Annotated in this window: 17 protein-coding genes; 3 read left to right on the plus strand and 14 right to left on the minus strand. The window is 63.4% G+C overall.

Going from position 1 to position 16,165, the window contains the following annotated elements:
* The 3 genes from EN984_RS03445 to EN984_RS03455 all read right to left on the minus strand — a co-directional run.
* Positions 1–752, minus strand: a 752-nt coding sequence (locus tag EN984_RS03445; protein WP_164765371.1) for a carbohydrate ABC transporter permease, incomplete at its 3' end; no start/stop codon positions are given.
* A 2-nt stretch (positions 753–754) separates the two neighbouring features.
* Positions 755–1,651 (minus strand): sugar ABC transporter permease, encoded by an 897-nt coding sequence (locus EN984_RS03450; RefSeq protein ID WP_023808865.1) that lies wholly within the window; start codon positions 1,649–1,651, stop codon positions 755–757.
* Between the two features lie 134 nt (positions 1,652–1,785).
* The gene (locus tag EN984_RS03455; RefSeq protein ID WP_127267477.1) at positions 1,786–3,105 is read right to left on the minus strand and encodes a sugar ABC transporter substrate-binding protein; all 1,320 of its coding nucleotides are present in this window, start codon (positions 3,103–3,105) and stop codon (positions 1,786–1,788) included.
* 169 nt (positions 3,106–3,274) lie between these two features.
* On the opposite strand from EN984_RS03455, the gene EN984_RS03460 reads away from it, so the two are divergent.
* Both EN984_RS03460 and EN984_RS03465 read left to right on the plus strand, forming a co-directional pair.
* Positions 3,275–4,060, plus strand: a complete 786-nt coding sequence (locus tag EN984_RS03460; protein WP_127267478.1) for an IclR family transcriptional regulator — start codon at positions 3,275–3,277, stop codon at positions 4,058–4,060.
* A 63-nt stretch (positions 4,061–4,123) separates the two neighbouring features.
* The gene (locus tag EN984_RS03465; RefSeq protein WP_127267479.1) at positions 4,124–4,963 is read left to right on the plus strand and encodes an amidohydrolase; all 840 of its coding nucleotides are present in this window, start codon (positions 4,124–4,126) and stop codon (positions 4,961–4,963) included.
* A 9-nt stretch (positions 4,964–4,972) separates the two neighbouring features.
* On the opposite strand, the gene EN984_RS03470 is transcribed toward EN984_RS03465, so the two are convergent.
* The 8 genes from EN984_RS03470 to EN984_RS03505 form a co-directional block, all read right to left on the minus strand.
* Positions 4,973–5,944 (minus strand): ABC transporter permease, encoded by a 972-nt coding sequence (locus tag EN984_RS03470; protein WP_127267480.1) that lies wholly within the window; start codon positions 5,942–5,944, stop codon positions 4,973–4,975.
* 1 nt (position 5,945) lies between these two features.
* The gene (locus tag EN984_RS03475; protein WP_127267481.1) at positions 5,946–6,896 is read right to left on the minus strand and encodes an ABC transporter permease; all 951 of its coding nucleotides are present in this window, start codon (positions 6,894–6,896) and stop codon (positions 5,946–5,948) included.
* Positions 6,893–7,651: an ATP-binding cassette domain-containing protein gene (locus EN984_RS03480; protein WP_127267482.1), complete on the minus strand. Its 759-nt coding sequence runs from the start codon at positions 7,649–7,651 to the stop codon at positions 6,893–6,895. Before EN984_RS03480 ends, EN984_RS03475 begins: the two co-directional genes overlap by 4 nt.
* The gene (locus EN984_RS03485; protein ID WP_127267483.1) at positions 7,644–8,381 is read right to left on the minus strand and encodes an ATP-binding cassette domain-containing protein; all 738 of its coding nucleotides are present in this window, start codon (positions 8,379–8,381) and stop codon (positions 7,644–7,646) included. The genes EN984_RS03480 and EN984_RS03485 overlap by 8 nt, the downstream gene beginning before the upstream one ends.
* A gap of 71 nt (positions 8,382–8,452) precedes the next feature.
* The gene (locus EN984_RS03490; protein WP_127267484.1) at positions 8,453–9,640 is read right to left on the minus strand and encodes an ABC transporter substrate-binding protein; all 1,188 of its coding nucleotides are present in this window, start codon (positions 9,638–9,640) and stop codon (positions 8,453–8,455) included.
* Between the two features lie 26 nt (positions 9,641–9,666).
* Complete coding sequence (locus tag EN984_RS03495; RefSeq protein WP_127270129.1) at positions 9,667–10,836, minus strand: extracellular solute-binding protein; 1,170 nt, start codon at positions 10,834–10,836, stop codon at positions 9,667–9,669.
* Positions 10,833–11,993 (minus strand): CaiB/BaiF CoA-transferase family protein, encoded by a 1,161-nt coding sequence (locus EN984_RS03500; protein ID WP_127255131.1) that lies wholly within the window; start codon positions 11,991–11,993, stop codon positions 10,833–10,835. Before EN984_RS03500 ends, EN984_RS03495 begins: the two co-directional genes overlap by 4 nt.
* Positions 11,994–11,995: 2 nt before the next feature.
* The gene (locus tag EN984_RS03505; protein WP_127270127.1) at positions 11,996–12,547 is read right to left on the minus strand and encodes a MaoC family dehydratase; all 552 of its coding nucleotides are present in this window, start codon (positions 12,545–12,547) and stop codon (positions 11,996–11,998) included.
* Between the two features lie 199 nt (positions 12,548–12,746).
* Between EN984_RS03505 and EN984_RS03510 the strand changes: the two genes are divergently transcribed.
* Complete coding sequence (locus EN984_RS03510) at positions 12,747–13,844, plus strand: lactonase family protein (RefSeq protein WP_127270125.1); 1,098 nt, start codon at positions 12,747–12,749, stop codon at positions 13,842–13,844.
* 41 nt (positions 13,845–13,885) lie between these two features.
* Here EN984_RS03510 and EN984_RS03515 read toward each other — a convergent pair whose 3' ends face one another.
* The 3 genes from EN984_RS03515 to EN984_RS03525 all read right to left on the minus strand — a co-directional run.
* On the minus strand, positions 13,886–14,872 hold the full coding sequence (locus tag EN984_RS03515; protein WP_127270123.1) for a Tim44 domain-containing protein: 987 nt from the start codon (positions 14,870–14,872) through the stop codon (positions 13,886–13,888).
* 67 nt (positions 14,873–14,939) lie between these two features.
* Positions 14,940–15,242 (minus strand): zf-TFIIB domain-containing protein, encoded by a 303-nt coding sequence (locus EN984_RS03520; protein ID WP_127270121.1) that lies wholly within the window; start codon positions 15,240–15,242, stop codon positions 14,940–14,942.
* Positions 15,243–15,475: 233 nt separating this feature from the next.
* Positions 15,476–16,165: zinc-dependent alcohol dehydrogenase family protein (locus EN984_RS03525; RefSeq protein WP_164765372.1), on the minus strand; the 690-nt coding region annotated here is incomplete at its 5' end.

Below are 16,165 nucleotides of genomic sequence, written 5' to 3' on the forward strand. Positions count from 1 at the left end.
TCGATGGTGAACTCGGCCGTGTAATCGAGCAGGCCGACCGGCAGCGTCTTGGCGCTCACCGAACGGGTCAGCTGCGAGGCCAGAGCGAACTCATTCCAGCAGGTCAGGAAGGCGAAGATCGCGGCCGACGCGATGCCCGGCCCGGCAAGCGGGAACTCGACCTGCCAGAACGCCTGCCAGCGCGTGCAGCCATCGATCTGCGCGGCCTCCGCGAGGTCCTTGGGCACCTGACGGAAGAAGCCGTCGATCAGCCAGATCGTGAACGGCACGTTGAGCGCGACATAGGCAAGGATAAGCCCGAAATGGGTGTCGATGATGCCAAGCCGCACATAGAGGAAAAACAGCGGCAGCGAGAGCGCAATGCCCGGCACGGTGCGCGTCAGCATCAGCCCGAGGAAGACGCTCGATTTGCCGCGGAAGCGGTAGCGCGCGAACGCATAGCCGCCGGCCATGCCGATGGCCACTGCAATGACCGTCGAGGTCACCGAGATGATCAACGAGTTGCGGAAATATTCGATCACTGGAATGCCGCCTTTGCCGATACCGCTGAACATGGCGACGTAGGCGTCGAACGAAATCTCCTGCGGGATCCAGACCGGCGGCTTGGCCATGATCTCGACCGCCGGCCGCAGCGACGAGAGGACGATCCACAGGCCCGGCAGGCAGATCGTCAGCATCGCCAGGAACAGGCCAATGCGATAGACGATGCCCAGCAGCCGGCGCTTCAGGCGGGCGGAAGAATTCTCGTCCATCTTCACCACTCCGCACCAATCTGCGTGCGCGCCGCGGCGAGCTTGTTGAAGAAGTAGACGGTGAAGGCGATCGACAGCAGGATCGAGAAATAGGCCATGGCGTTGGCCATGCCCATGCGCCCGTCGCTGTAGGCGGTGCGGGCCACCAGAGTCCATAGCAGTTCGGTGCGGCCCGCCGGTCCGCCATCGGTCATGATCTTGACGATGTCGTAGGCGCGCGCCACGTCGAGCGAACGGATAGTCATGGCTATGTAGGCGAAAGGCATGACGAACGGCCACGTCACATAGCGGAATGTCTGCCACGGCGTGCAGCCGTCGACACGCGCCGCCTCGATCGGCTCCTTGGGCATGGCGAGTAGGCCGGCGAGGATCAGGATGGCGAAGATCGCCGTCGACGACCAGATCTCGGCGATCGAAATGGCGATGAAGGCGAGATGGCCCTCGATCAGCCACGGAATGGCGTCTTGCGTAATGCCGAGCGACTGCAGCGCATTGTTCACCAGGCCGATATTGTCGTTGAACATGAACTTGAACTGGAAGCCGACGAGGATCGGCGAGAACATCATCGGAAACATCATCAGCGTGCGCAGGATGCGCTGGCCGCGTGTCGCTTTCTCGACCAGCATGGCAAGCCCAAGGCCGAGCAGCATTTCGAGATTGAGCGCGATGGTCAGCAGCAGCACCGTGCGGCCGAACGCCCACCAGAAATCGGTGTTGGACAGGATCGAAAGATAGTTCCGGATGCCGATGAAGACGTAGAACGTTTCGGGCCGCGTCAGGCGGAACGGCGTGAAGCTGGAGTAAAGGGACAACAGCAACGGCACAACGACAACCGCCGCCAGCACGATCATGGCCGGAAGCAGCAGCAGGAATGGCGCGGATGGCTTGAAGCCCTTCATCAGAATCCTTGAGGTGTTTGCATTTGGACGGCGGTGCGTGGGCCGGGGGCGATGGGTTAGCGCAAACCGCTGGCCGCGAAAACGCGATCGCCTCCCCCATTTCTGGTGGGGGAGGCAGCCCTGGGAGCCCGTTTCTAGAGCTTGCCGGCGTCCTGGAGGATTTGCGTCGCCTTGGCGGCTGCATCGTCCAGTGCCTGCTTGGAGGTCTTGTCGCCGAGGATCGCCGCCTGCAACTCGGGATAGACGGCGTTCGAGATCTCGATCCATTCAGGCGTCTGCGGCACGGCAAACGCGTGCTTGGCCTCTTCCTGGAAGGCGGTAAGAACCTCCTTCTTGTAAGGATCGTTTTCGGCCTGCTTTAAAACCCAGTCCCACACTGCGGTACGGGTCGGCAGCGGCCCGGCGGCGGCCTCGAGCTTCTGGCTGTCTTCGTTGGTCAGCCACCACACCAGGGAAGCCGCGGCCTCCTTGTTGGGGCAGTTCTCGGTCACCGAGAAGCCATGGAAACCGGACCAGCCGGTGCGCTTGCCGGACGAGCCCTTCGGCGCGACCTTGACGCCGACATTGCCGGCGACCTTCGACGACTTCGGGTCGTTGAAGAAACCGGCCCAGCCCGGCCAGTCGAGGTTGATAGCGACGGTGCCGGACGCAAAGCCCTGGCCGAGATCGTCCCAGAGGTAGTTGGTCGTGCCGGCCGGTACGGCCTTGGCCTTGTAGAGGTTGACGAACCAGTCGAGCGCCCGGATGCCGGCGTCGGAATTGAAGACCGGCTTGCCATCCTTGTCGAGATACTCGCCGCCTTCAGCGACAACCATCTCGTAGAAGCGGCCGTTGATCGCCTCTTCTTTGCCGGCGAACTGCGTGCCGTAGAAATTGGGTGGGTTGGCGAAGAACTGGGCTTGGTCGGTCACTTCCTTCCAGGTGTCCGGCGGCACCAGATCATAGCCGTATTTCGCCTTGAACTTGGTCTTGTTGTCGGCGTTCTCGTACAGGCTCTTCTGGTAGTAGAGCGCCGAAACGTCGAACTGCGCACGCGGCAGCATCTCCAGCTTGCCGTCGATGGTTGCGGACGTGATCGTCGACGGCACGAAAGCGTCGATCTCTTCCTTGGGCAGCAATTTGCTGAGGTCGGTGTAAAGGCCCGTATATTGCGGCGCGAAGGACGAATGGTTCCAGCCGACGCACCAGTTGGTGCTGCCGGAGGCGATGTCGGACTTGAGCTCCTTGTCGATATCGAAGCCGTTCTTCTTGGTCAGGATGTTGACCTTGGCGCCGGTCGCCTTCTCCCATTCGGGAATGCGCTCGTAGAGCTTTTCATATTGCTGGCCGCCGATCAGCTTCACGTCGACGGTCACGCCTTCGAACTTGCCGGGCAGGTCGCCGGCAAGGGCAGCGCCCGCACCTGACGCGAGCAACAATGCACCGGCGCACACGCCGGACAGCAGTCTGTTCATTGGTATCCTCCCTTGGCGCCGCCTCCGCGGCGACCGCAACTCGTCTGATGACAAGAAGTGCTACATTCATATACAAACAAAACATTCATAGACACGTCAAGGCGAAATTTGTTTCCGCCGCGCACGTTCCTGCGTATATGAAGGGTGAAATTCACTGGAGGATGAGCCCATGGACGACAGCGAAGACGAGCGCTATCGCGCGCCGGCGCTCGACAAGGGGCTCGATATCCTTGAACTGCTGGCGGGCGTCGACGGCGGCCTGACCCAGGCCGAAATCGCCAAGAAACTCGACCGCAGTCCCAACGAATTCTATCGCATGCTCGACCGGCTGGTGCGGCGCGGCTACGTCACGCGCCTCGATGGCGACCGCTATTCGCTAACGCTCAAACTGTTCGGTCTGGCACAGTTGCACGCGCCGGTACGGCGGCTGGTCTCCTATGCGACGCCGCTGATGCGTGAACTTGCCGAGACATCGCAGCAGGCCAACCAACTCGTTGTTTTTGATCGCGGTTCTGCCGTCGTCATCGGCCAGCAAGAAGCACCGAACTACTGGGGCATCTCGATCCGGGTCGGCTCGCACATCAGCCTGTTCGACACTGGGTCGGGGCATGTGCTGCTCGCCTTCCGCTCACCGGAAGAGCGCCAGATGATGATTTCCGAACACGTCCGCAGCACCGACAAGACGGCGCAATCGACCGAGTTCTTCACCCGTCTCGACCAAATCCGCGACCGTGGCTACGAGATGATGGCCTCGATGCAGACAGCCGGCGTCTTCAACCTGTCGGCCCCGGTCCGCAGTTCCGACGGCAAGGCGATCGCCGCGTTGTCGATTCCCTACATCACGGTGGTCAACGCGCCTTCCGCGCCCGACATCACCAGGACGATCGAACTGTTGCTGGCAACGTGTGAAAAGCTGTCGCACCTCGCTGGATCAGCAGTCGGCTCATCGGCGTGAATTCTTATTTGAATGAAGAATTCCCCTGTGAGATGCTTTGAAAGCCAGAGGAGGAGCCTCACCATGATCATAGATACCCATCTTCACCTCATCGATCGCTCGGCCCTGCGCTATCCCTGGCTCGCCGGCGTGCCGGCGCTCAACCGCGATTTCTCTTATGAAGACTACGCGACGGAGGCGCAGCGTGTCGGCGTCGAGCGCGTGCTGCATATGGAGGTCGATGTCGATGCGGCCGACATCGAAGCCGAGACCGCTCGTGTGGAAGAACTGTCACGGCAGCCAGGCAGCATGCTGGCCGGGGTTATCGCGTCCTGCCGTCCTGAGGAAGGGGATTTCGCGGCCTATCTCGAACGGCAGCGGGCAAACCCGTTCGTAAAGGGCTTTCGCCGCGTCCTCCATGTCGTGCCCGACGAGCTCTCGGAAGGTGCGGTGTTTCGCGACAGCATAAAGCGGCTTGGCGGCACCGGTCTGACCTTCGATCTCGTCGTGCTGCCGCACCAGATCCCCAAGGCGATCGCGCTGGCCGATCTGGCACCAGATGTGACGTTCATCCTCGACCATTGCGGCGTCCCCGACATCAAAGGCAAGAGCGAACATCCATGGCGCGAGCATATGAGCGACATCGCCCGGCGCCAGAATGTGGTAGCCAAGATTTCCGGTGTCGTCGCCTATGCCGATCCGGGCAACTGGACGGTCGAGACGCTGCGGCCATACGTCGAGCACACCGTCTATTCATTCGGCTGGGACCGCGTCGTCTGGGGCAGCGACTGGCCGGTCTGCACGCTAGGCGGCGGCCTGTCGACCTGGGTGGCGGCGACCCATGCATTGCTCTCGGGCTGCAGCATTGCCGAGCGCGACAGGCTGTTGTCCGGGAATGCCCGCAAGCTGTGGCGGCTCGACTGATTGGTCCTTTCAGATGGTTGTCGAGACGTGCCGTTCGCGGCCATAGAGCGAAACCAGCAGCACGATGACGAAGCCGAGCGCGGCCTGCACCGCTGCGGGCTGGAAGCCGAGGCCGATCAGCAGCGTGTTGATCTCGGTCAGCACCAGCACGCCGGCGATCGTGCCGAGATAGCTTCCCCGGCCGCCGACAAGTGCTGCGCCTCCTACGACGACCGCCGCGATGGTCTGGAACAGATAGGGCTGGCCGACATCGCCATAGGCCGAACCGGTGAAGCCGAGCAGCAGCACCCCTGCCACGGCGGCGAAGAAAGCGCTTGCCGCATAGGTGATGACCCACATGCGAACCGGGTCAATCAGCGCCAGTGGCGCCGCGCCCGGATTGCTGCCCAGCGCGTAGAGCCGGCGGCCATAGGGCGTTCGCTCCAGCACCAGCACGACGAGTGCGGCCAGCACGACCAGGCTCGGCACCAGCCACGGCACCGGCAGCGGTCCGGCCGATCCGCCGATCGACACGAAGCTGGAAACCGCTTGCGGCGCGGAGCCCGATGGGAAGCCGGCTGTCCACAGCAGCACCAGCCCTTGCACGACCATGCCGATGCCGAGCGTGACGATCAGCGGCTGGATGTCGAGACTGCGCGAGATCAGCCCGTTCAGCCCGCCGATGATGAGCGCCAGCGCACCGACAAGGCCGCAGACCACAACAAAATTCCAGCCGTCGCCATAGAGCTGCGCCGCCACGACATTGGCAAAGCCGATGACGAACGGGATCGACAGATCGATGCCGCCCATGATGACGACCAGCGTCTGGCCGATCGAGGCGACGGCAAGCAGCGAAGCGAGCACCAGCATGGCGCGTATCGCAAACGGCGCCGAATAGCCAGGAATGAGGACCGTGCCGGCGAGATGCAGAAGGGCGGCGACGCAGAAGGCGCCGACGACGCGGGCGTTGGTTGTGGCGAAGAGGTTTTGGCGCAAAACCATGTCAGCGTCTCCCCATGGCAAGACGTTCCTGCAGCGCTGTCAGCATCACGGCCAGCACCAGGATCGCGCCGTAGGCGATCTGCAGCACGAAGGTCGAGACGTTGAACGTCGTCAGCACGCTTTGCAGCAGGAAGATGTCGATGGCGCCAATGGCTGCACCGGCGACGCCGCCACGCCCGCCGGCCAGGCTGACGCCGCCGAGCGCTACGGCGGCGATGGCGATCAGCGTGTAGGTCGGCCCGATGTTAGGGTCGGCGGAGCCGATCAGCGCGGTCAGCATCAGCCCGGCGCAGCCGCCCAGGATGCCGGTCATGACATAGGCGATGAAGCGCACGCGCGTGACATCGACGCCGGCGGTGTAGGCGGCCCGATCGTCGCTGCCGACCGCCATCAACTGGTCGTAGTAAGGCGTGCGCCGCACCAGCCACCAAGCGATGAACATCAGTGCCAGCGGAAGCATCGAGAGCGGGCCGGACAAGGCCTTGAGCCAAGCCGGCGCCGGGCCGATCGGCGCCGGCAGGATCGTCAGCGTGACGCCGGCCAGGATCAGATAGGTGCCGAGCGTGGCGACGATCGGCTGGATGCGCACGATTGTCGCGAGAAAGCCGTTCGCAGCACCGACCAGCGCGCCGACGAGCAACGCCGCCGGAACGAGCACCAGGGGCGATGAGATGCCGGTGCCGAGGAACAGCACCTGGATCGTCAAAGCGTTGACGAAGCCCATCAATGGCCCGACCGAGATGTCGATTCCGCCACGCCCGGCGAGGATGACAGGCGTGGACGCAATGGCCGCGCCGATCAAGGGCGCGGCCAATCCGACCAGCGCCCCCCAGGAACCCGGCTGGAACCGCCCCGGGCTGAGGATGAGATTGACCGCAAGCAGCACGACCAGCAGCACGACCGCGAAGCCGAAATTTCGCCCAAGGGACAGGAGGCGCGCAACAGGGTTCATGCCGCACGTCCGAACATGGCTGATATCACGCTGTCGGTGGTGAGCGCGTCGCCAGAGATCTCGGCCGCGACTTCGTTCTCACGGAACACCAGCACGCGCTGGCACAGGAGAAGAATCTCCTCGATTTCGCTGGATAGGATGACGAGCCCCATGCCGTCGGACGCCAGCCCGCGAAACACGTCGTAGAGCACATGCCGCGTCGCCACGTCGACGCCACGCGTCGGATCGTTGAGGAGCAGGATCGCGGGCTCCAGCGCCAAGGCACGCGCCAACAGCACCTTCTGCTGGTTGCCGCCCGAAAGAGTGGTGATCGGCGCATCGGGCCGGGGCGCCACTATCGAGAGTTTTTCGCGATAGAGGTCGTAGCGCGCCTTGCGTGCCGACGGGCTGATTAGCCCGAGCCGCGTGTCGCGCGACAAGGTCGAGACGGCGAAATTGTCGAGCACCGACTGTGTCGGGAAAATGCCGTTGGCGCGTCGGTCGCGCGGCAAATAGGCGATGCCGCTGGCGACAGCCTTGCGAAACCCGGTAATCTTTCGGGAGGCATCTGATGAACCGAGTTCGATCGAGCCGCCATGGGACGGTTCCAGGCCGGCAAGCATCTTGAGGAACAGCTCCTGGCCATGACCATCGAGACCGGCAAGCCCGACGATCTCACCCGGAGCGATGGCCTGCGTGATCGGGCTGGCGCCGGGCGCGATGACGAGTTCGCGAACGGCAAGACCACCAAAATCGAGAGCAGTGCGATCAGCCATGCGCCAATTCCGCAGCGGTACGTGGCGCCATCGCCTTGAGAAGTTCCGCCGGCGTGGAAGCGCCGCGCTCTTCGGTGCGCACGACGCTGCCGCCCCGCAGGATCGAGATGCGGTCCGAAAGCGACATCACCTCATCCATGCGGTGGGTGATGAACAGGATCAGGCAGCCTTCGCCGGCAAGCGCACGCATCAACGAAAAAACCGATTCGCGGTCGGCGAAGTCGAGCGCGGCGGTGACCTCGTCGAGGATCAGGATCTTTGGGTTGCGCACGATCGCGCGGGCGAGAACGACCAATTGCTGCGCGGCAAGCGGCAGCAGGCCGGCTGGCTTGTCGAGGGGGACGTCGGTGACCGCGAAGCGCTTCAGCGCGGCTTCCGCCCGGTCACGGCGCTCATGGCGGGGAACGGCACGTCGGACCAGTCCGTCGAGGCCGAGCAGGATGTTGTCGGTTACGCTGCGGTCCGGCGCGATCAGCACCTCCTGGAATACCGTGGCGAAGCCTTGCGCCTGGAAGGCCGATGGATTGGCGCCAGGGAATGGCTTGCCGTGCAGCAGGATCACACCGCTGTCCGGCTGGACGATGCCGGACAACAGCTTGACCATGGTGCTCTTGCCCGAACCGTTCTCGCCCAGAATGGTGTGGATGGTCCCCGCCCGGAACGCGATCGATGCGTCCGCGAGCGCGATCGTCTCGCCATAGCGTTTGGATATGGTTTTGATTTCAAGCATGTCACAATTCGATGCTGGCAGGCCGGCTCCGCGAAAGGAGCCGGCCTGTTGAGAGACTGGTTCGCGCAGCGTTATTTTGCGCAGGCGTCGGGGACCTTCGAATAATCCCAGCCCTTGGTCGGCGCCGGGTTCGAGAAATAGGCGTCGAGCCATTCCTCCGGCATCGGATCTTTCGGCGGGATCGGGAAGATCGACACGGCATCGGTCGTCATGCAGTCCTTGTACCAGGCACCGAGATCGGCGGTGTGGACAGGTGGGATCGGGATCAGCAGCGTGTTCAGCTTCGGCTTCTGTCCGTCGAGCATGCGCTCGCCGACGCGGAACAGCGTTTGCGCGGTCCAGTGCGGCAGAACCGCATGGCCTTCGAAGCGGTACTTGTCGGGGTTGGCCTTCCAGTAGCCCAGCGCATCGCCGGTGATCGAGCCGGTGATCAATGGCGCCGGCCGGCCGGCTTCCGCGAAGGCTTCGGCAACGACACGGCTCTCGCTGCCTGTCGTCCACACCGCATCGATCGGCGCCGGGTTGGTGGCGATCGCCTGCAGCACCACTGTCTTGGTGACGTTGGCCGTCCAGTTGCCGTTGACGTTGCGCGAGATCTTCAGCTTCGGATTTTCGGCCAGCGCCTTGTCCGCGCCCTGGCGCTCCTGCACGACGATCGGGTGTCCCGCGATGCCTTCGACCAGAAGGATTCTGGGGCCGTCCGGCTGCGCCTTGCCGATCGCCGCCATCATGTCATAGCCCCAGCGCGCATAGTTGGAATCGACATTGATCGCGTTCGGGCTGGTCACCGAGCCGGCCGCCGTGATGAACGGAATGCCGGCCTTGGCGGCAGCGTCGATGGCGTCGTCAAGCGCCGTCGCCGAACCCGGGATCGAGGTGATGATCGAGCACTTCTTGTCGATGAAGGCGCGGATCTGGTTGATCTGCTGGCTGGCGTCATTGTTGGAGTCCGACACCTCGAAGCTGGAGACGGTGCCGTCGGCGATTAGCCCGTCGACAAGGCGCTTCAGTTCCTTGGTCACCGTGACCCGCCACGGATTGCCCTGATATGATTCCGAGTGGCACCATTTCCACGGCTTGGGCGGCGCGGTGAAATTGTCCCAGGCCGAGGGCAGCACCTTCTGGGGCGCGCCGTCATACTGCGCCTTGAGTTCGGTCGGCAGTCCACCGATGACGCCTTGCACATCCTGTGCAAAGGCGGTCGTTGCAAGCGAGGCAAGCGCCGTTGCGGCCAGCAGGCCGCGGATCATTCCTGTCATTCTTGTTCTCCTCCGTTCGGTTTGGTTCAGGCTCCTCCACCGGCAGCGCCGGACACCTGCGCCGGGGAACTCTCCCGAAACAGGCGATTGAGATCGGCAACGACCTGTCGGGCTTGATGCCGGGAGGTCATGCCGGAAAGGATGCGTTCGGAAGCCGCCTGCTGGAACGCCATGTAGCCGTCATGGCGCGGCCGCACCCATGCGCCCTCCAGCGTCGCTCGCGTATCCCGATAGAAGTCGCCGGTCGCTTCATTGACGGCTTGATCTTCCCAGGCCGCTGCATGGCCGGGCTGGCCCCCGGCGGCGGCATAGGGGCCGCGCTGAACATCGCCGCTCGCGACCCAATAGGCGAAGTCGATCGCGGCATCCCTGGCTCTGGAAAAGGCTGAAACCGCTATGCCGGTGCCGCCAAGCGCCGAACCGACCGGGCCGCCGGAACCGATGACCGGAACATCGGCAAAGGCCAGCCGGTTCGCTCGAAAGCCATCCGTCGCATAGGACACGTAGCCATAGATCAGTGGCGCGCAAACGAACCTGGAACTGGCCTCCGCCATACGTTCGGAGACGGCAATCGGGTCCATCTCGAAACACGCGGGATCGACCAGCGCTGTGATCTCGCGCATTGCCTCGAAGACTTGGCTACCGATCTCCACATCGATCAGATCGTCGGATGAATCGGTCGTGCAGGAATGCCCGAGATTGCCGGCAAGCGTGTAGAAAACCATCAACACGTGAGGCGGCCGCAACGGCAGCAGCACGCGGTCTTGACGGGCGAGATCGAGCACCTCGCTCCAGCGCGCCGGTGGCGCACTGATCGCATCCGGCCGCCATGCCTGGACTTGGGTTGCCGCATCGATCGGGAAAGCCCATTGCCGTCCTTGCCAGTTGTAGCTCGGATAGGACTGGCCGACGCTGCCCGACGCAAGGGCCGTGCGTTCCGCCTCGCGTCCGGCGACATCCAGCGGCTCCAGGCAGCCTTCGGCCGTGATCTGGCCGACATGCGGATGGTCGATGACGATGAGATCATAGGCGCGCGCCAGTTCCTCGACCGGAAAGGATTCGAAGTCCTGAAGCGAGCGCTTGTCCCATTCGATCACGACGCCGGTCTTCTGCTGCCATAGCGACGAGCAGGCGACCATCGGATCGTAGCCACGCGGATGGCTCCAGGTCATGCCCTTGAGGATGGGCACGCTCACAGGCCGAACTCCGCGCGGATGGCGGCACTGTGCTCGCCGATGCGGGGCGCCGCCCGATCGACCTTGGCCCTTATGCCATCGACCCGGAGCGGCGAACTGGTGGTGAGGATCGAGACATCGTCCTCGCGCGTCACAGTCTGCAGCATGTCGAGCGACTGGAACCCTTCGCTCGCCAGCATCTCCGGCCAGGTCAGCACTTTGGCGCACCAGATGTCGGCCGGCTCGAGGATATCAAGCCACTCATCGATGGTCTTGGTCGCGATCCGCTGCGCGATGATCGCCTTGATGTCGTCGCGCGCGGTGAACCAGGATGCCGGCTTGTCGCGATAGGGTGCGAGTTCGCTGAGCGACAAGAGATCGGCCAGCTTGGGGATCGGCGTCATGGCGATGGCGAGGTAGCCGTCCTTGGCCGGATAGACACCGTAAGGCGCCGACAGATAGGCATGCGCACTGCGGAAACTGGAGCGCCTGGGCAGCCGGCGGCCGTCATTGAGATGCGTGGTCAGCACCTCGAACTGGAAATCGACAAGCGCTTCCAGCAGGCTGGTTTCGATGTGGCTGCCCTGACCGGTGATACCGCGCCGCACCAGTGCGGCCAGAATGCCCTGCGCACAGGCCGCACCGGCCAGCATGTCGCCGATGGCGAGGCCGAATGGCACCGGCCCCTGGTCCTCGTCGCCGTTCAACCACATCACGCCGGAACGCGCCTGCGCCAGGAGATCCTGGCCCGGGCGTTTGACCCACGGGCCGTCCTCACCATAGCCGCTGATCGAGGCATAGACCAGGCGTGGATTGATCTTGCGGACCGCCTCGTAGTCCAGGCCGAGCCGTTCGATGACGCCCGGCCGGAAATTCTGGATCAGCACGTCGGCCTTGGCCAGAAGGCCGCGCAGCGCCTCGAGGTCGGCCTCGTTCTTGAGGTCGATGGCAAGACTTTCCTTGGCCCGGTTGATGGCATGGAAGATGGTGGAATCGCCGCCGATCTCGGTGTCGCTGAGATAGAGCCGGCGCGACAGGTCGCCGCCATCCGGGCGCTCGATCTTGATGACGCGCGCGCCGAGATCGAGCAGCCTCAGCGAGCAATAAGGCCCGGACAGGAACTGGCTCATGTCGACGACGACGAGACCGGCGAGCGGCAATTCGGCTGCTGCCGGCATCGTTATTTCTCCGTCTTGCCGACGAAGTCGGCCGGGTTGCGGTACTTCACCGTCTGCAGATGCTCGCAATAGAGAACCAGCTCGCCTTCGCCCTTGAACACCTCGTAGCTGGCGCGGATCAGCCCCATCTCCTGGTAGCGGGGCTTCTTGTCGAGATTGGAGCGGATCGAATAGATCGTGTCGCCAATGAAGACGGGTTTTATGAAGCGGAGCTTGTCGTAGCCATAGGAAAAGGCGTTGACGCAGTTGGTGGCGACCAGTCCCAGGCCAGCCGAGAAGACGAAGGCGCCGGCGATCAGCCGCTTGCCGAAAATGCCTTCGCTCTCGGCAAACATCTGGTCCTGCACATAGGGGTGGATGTCGAGCACCAGCGTGTTGAACAAATGGCTGTCGCCTTCGGCCATGGTCCGTCGCAACGAGCGGATCTTCTGCCCGACCGGCCAATCCTCATAGAACCAGTTTTCGGCGTTCCATACCGGCAGCGCGGCATGATCCGCCGGCATGTTCTTGGGATGCGTCGAGGCGACACCGACGGTGGATGCGAAATCGTTCATGACCGAATCCGCCAGTCCTGCCGAAGGGACCGCGCAACCATTTGAACACGCATCAAGGCGCCTGAATGCAAGACGTCTCCTCCCGTCAATCTTCTTTTGTAAATAGTATTTTCACATATGGGGTTGCGTTGCAAGCGTGAACAGGCGAAATTTTGGCTGCTCCCGCGCGCCGAAGCGCAGGCGGGCAGGGAGGAAAATCATGCGCAAGGATTGTCTGGTCTTTGTCGGCAGCCTGAATCGCGAGGCGCCGTATTTTCAGGGCGCTCGGGGCGTCGGTCTCGGCGTCTACAGCTTTGACGAGGAAACGCTGGAAACCCGAAAACTGGCTGAAGCCGATGACGTCGACAATCCAACCTTCTTCTCGGTGACGCCGGACGGTTCACACGTCTACGCCAATTCGGAAGTCTTCACCTGGCGCGAGGGAACTGTCTCCGCCTACAGCTTCGATCGTGCCTCGGGCGCGCTCACCTATCTGAACAAGCAGCCATCGCTGGGCAGCATCACCGCCCACAACACCATCACCCGCGACGGGACAAAACTGCTGGTCGCCAATTACGGCATGGGCGAGGGCGGTCCGGATCGCGCGGTGGCGGTCTATGGCTTAGAGGAGAGTGGTGCCTTGTCGGCCCCGCTGGCCAGCGTCTCGCATTCCGGCAGCGGCCCGAATGCGGCACGGCAGGAGCGCTCGCACGCCCACAGCGTCACCGAAACCATCGGCGGGGGAACAGCCATCGTCGCCGACCTCGGCATCGACCGGCTGGTGTCCTACCGGATCGGGCACGACGGCAATCTGGCCAAGCTAACCGAATCCGCTTTGCCATCCGGCGCCGGTCCACGCCACCTCGCACTGCATCCGAACGGACGCTTCGTCTTCGTTATGAACGAGCTGGATTCGACCATCGTGGCGATGGCGCTGGACGAAGCCTCGGGCAAGCTCACGCTCATCGACGCGAAGCCCGCGGTGCCGGCCGAGGCGCGCGACAGCAACCATTGCGCCGACATCCAGATCTCGCCGGATGGCCGTTTTGTCTACGGCTCCAACCGTGGCCATGACAGCGTCGTCATCATGGCGGTCGACCAGCAGACGGGTTCGCTGAGCCTCGTCGGCTATATCTCTTGTGGTGGCGCGACGCCGCGCAATCTGGCGCTGACGCCGTCAGGCGGCCATCTGTTTTCCGCCAACCAGAACGCCGACCGCATCTCGATCTTCGCTCGCGACGCCGAGACCGGCATACTCAGCGACACCGGGCGCGCCATCGAGATCGGCACGCCGATGTGCGTCAAGATCGTGCGCTGAACGCCGACAACTGTGAAGCCTTGGACAAAATCGCCCTGGGCTCAAGCCTGTTGTATTGCCGAGAGCTTCCAGTTCGAGCCATTCTCACGCACGAATGTCCACAGCTCGGTCGTCTCTGTCGGATGATCATCGTCGCCCGCGACGACCTTGCCGCTGGCCCGTTCGCGCGTCACGTCACGAGACTCGTAGCGCAATGCGGCCGTGGCGTAGTCGCGGTCATCCTCACGCCAGCTTTCAGCGACGTCGGCCTGCAGCAACGTGATGTCCGTTACCTCGTTCCTGAGACCTTTCTGGGCATTGTCGGCCAGCTCTTCCGACAGATAGGATACCATTTCGGGGGTAACAGCCCGGCGCAGAGCGGCATGGTCTTCGCGCCCGAATGCTTCCTGGACATCGGTCAACAGCTGCTGGAATGCGTCGAGGTCGGTCTGAGCCAGCGTGATCTCATCAGAACCGATGGCCGGAGAGCTTCCGCCCGAACCACCGCCAAAGCCGGGAATTGTGAAGGAGCCTGCAGTCTGCTGCCCTGCCGTTGCGCGGTTCTCAAATCTCGAAGCCTGGGCATTGCCGACACCGGCGAGCGCTGGCGCAGGACCACGCGCCGATTGCGAGCGGAAGAAGCGGATAGCCAGCATGATCGCGCCACCGATGAGCAGGGCCTGAAGCAGGAAACCGAACATTCCGGCCAGGCCGCCGAAGCCTTGGCCGACGAGCAGGCCGATCAGGCCGCCGAGCAGCAGGCCCCGCATCATCGTTCCCCCGAAGCCGCTCATGAAGCCGGGCCTCTGCGGGCCGGCCTGTGGCTGCCGGGCCGCGTTGTTCACACCGGTGTTGGGCGTCATCGAACGCTCGACCGGAGCGGTCGGGGCCGGCGCGGTCCTGGTCGGCGGTGCCGATTGGAACGTGCGCATGCCACGACTGCCGAAACTGCCGCCGCGGCGCGCCTCGGCATGGTCTATCGCGACCATCGAAAACGCCAGGAACAGTCCTGCAAAGAGGGCTGCAAATCGGCTTGTACGGGAAGTCATCGGAGATGAACCTTTGTCTCTGCGGTTTCGGAAATTTCAGCCGTCGCCGGGTGCCGGCGTTATACGGTCAATCGAACAACTCTTCGAAAAATGATTTCTTCCGCTTCGGATAGCGGTGGCCGTGGGAGCGGGAATAATCGTCGTCGCGGCCCTGGCCGTGTTGCGGCTGGGAGAACGCTGCCGGCTGTGGCTGCGGCGCGGGCGCCGCTTCCCTGCCGGAACGCTCGATGATCTTGTCGAGTTCTCCCCGATCAAGCCAGACGCCGCGGCACTGCGGACAGTAGTCGATTTCGATACCCTGGCGTTCGCTCATCACGAGCGCAACGCGGCAGGAGGGGCAAGTCATACCAAGGAGAGAAGGAGATGTCATACGGCGCTCCAAACCAAAAAAGAAGGAACCCGCTCGACCGAAAAGGATGAAAACGGGCCCGTTACAGCGGTCCGACATCACAGTCGCCAAAAGCGACAGTCAGAGGGGCCCGGCCCGCAGGGGACAATTAGGAATGCAGCGCCGCGCCTTCAAGGGGCGATATTGCCCGCAAGAGTGATTTGTTCGCCATCTCGCTCAGACCGTGACCACGATTTCAAATCGTCACCACGATTTCAGATCGTCACCACGATCTTGCCGAACTGCTCGTTCGACTCCAGGTGGCGATGTGCCTCGACGATTTGGTCGAACGCGAAGGTCCTATCGATGATCGGCTTTAGAGTCCCGGTCTCGAGTCCTGCGAGGATGAAAGCCTTGGCGGCCTCCAGTTTCGCCGGGTTGCCGGTGATCTCGTGGACGAGGTAGCCGCGCAGCGTCAGTGTCTTAGCCAGCACGGCGAATAGCGGAAACGGTGTCGGCGCGTGGCTCAGTCCGCCATATTCGATGAGGATGCCGCTATGCGACATGGCCGCCGTCAGCGGCTCGAAGATCGGGCCGCCGACCGCATCGAACACGACGCGCACGCCTCGCGGCCCGGCGATCTGGTTCAACCGCGCCGCCAGATCTTCCTCCGTCGAGGCCACGACTTCGGCCGCACCGGCCTCGAGCAGCGCCCGCATCTTCGCCGATGTTCGCGTCACCGCAATCGTCGTCGCGCCCACACTGTTGGCGATCTGGACCGCGGCAAGCCCGACACTACTCGACGCCGCGGTGATCACCACGTGGTCTCCGCTGTGCAGCCCAGCGATATCGATCAGCGCGCCATAGGCGGTGAGGTACTGCCTCCAGACCGCCAACAGTGTGGGCGCGACGACGATTGCGGTGACGCGAACATCGGCGAAGATGCGGGCGCTGCTCGAGGCCGG

The organism is Mesorhizobium sp. M7A.F.Ca.CA.004.12.1.1 (genome assembly GCF_003997835.1).
In the GTDB taxonomy this organism is placed as follows: domain Bacteria; phylum Pseudomonadota; class Alphaproteobacteria; order Rhizobiales; family Rhizobiaceae; genus Mesorhizobium.

Bases quoted from the DNA above. Each gene is read 5' to 3' on its own strand.
- EN984_RS03450 (WP_023808865.1), bottom strand. From the start codon at position 1,651: ATGAAGGGCTTCAAGCCATCCGCGCCATTCCTGCTGCTGCTTCCGGCC.
- EN984_RS03455 (WP_127267477.1), bottom strand. From the start codon at position 3,105: ATGAACAGACTGCTGTCCGGCGTGTGCGCCGGTGCATTGTTGCTCGCG.
- EN984_RS03460 (WP_127267478.1), top strand. From the start codon at position 3,275: ATGGACGACAGCGAAGACGAGCGCTATCGCGCGCCGGCGCTCGACAAG.
- EN984_RS03465 (WP_127267479.1), top strand. From the start codon at position 4,124: ATGATCATAGATACCCATCTTCACCTCATCGATCGCTCGGCCCTGCGC.
- EN984_RS03470 (WP_127267480.1), bottom strand. From the start codon at position 5,944: ATGGTTTTGCGCCAAAACCTCTTCGCCACAACCAACGCCCGCGTCGTC.
- EN984_RS03475 (WP_127267481.1), bottom strand. From the start codon at position 6,896: ATGAACCCTGTTGCGCGCCTCCTGTCCCTTGGGCGAAATTTCGGCTTC.
- EN984_RS03480 (WP_127267482.1), bottom strand. From the start codon at position 7,651: ATGGCTGATCGCACTGCTCTCGATTTTGGTGGTCTTGCCGTTCGCGAA.
- EN984_RS03485 (WP_127267483.1), bottom strand. From the start codon at position 8,381: ATGCTTGAAATCAAAACCATATCCAAACGCTATGGCGAGACGATCGCG.
- EN984_RS03490 (WP_127267484.1), bottom strand. From the start codon at position 9,640: ATGACAGGAATGATCCGCGGCCTGCTGGCCGCAACGGCGCTTGCCTCG.
- EN984_RS03500 (WP_127255131.1), bottom strand. From the start codon at position 11,993: ATGCCGGCAGCAGCCGAATTGCCGCTCGCCGGTCTCGTCGTCGTCGAC.
- EN984_RS03505 (WP_127270127.1), bottom strand. From the start codon at position 12,547: ATGAACGATTTCGCATCCACCGTCGGTGTCGCCTCGACGCATCCCAAG.
- EN984_RS03510 (WP_127270125.1), top strand. From the start codon at position 12,747: ATGCGCAAGGATTGTCTGGTCTTTGTCGGCAGCCTGAATCGCGAGGCG.
- EN984_RS03515 (WP_127270123.1), bottom strand. From the start codon at position 14,872: ATGACTTCCCGTACAAGCCGATTTGCAGCCCTCTTTGCAGGACTGTTC.
- EN984_RS03520 (WP_127270121.1), bottom strand. From the start codon at position 15,242: ATGACATCTCCTTCTCTCCTTGGTATGACTTGCCCCTCCTGCCGCGTT.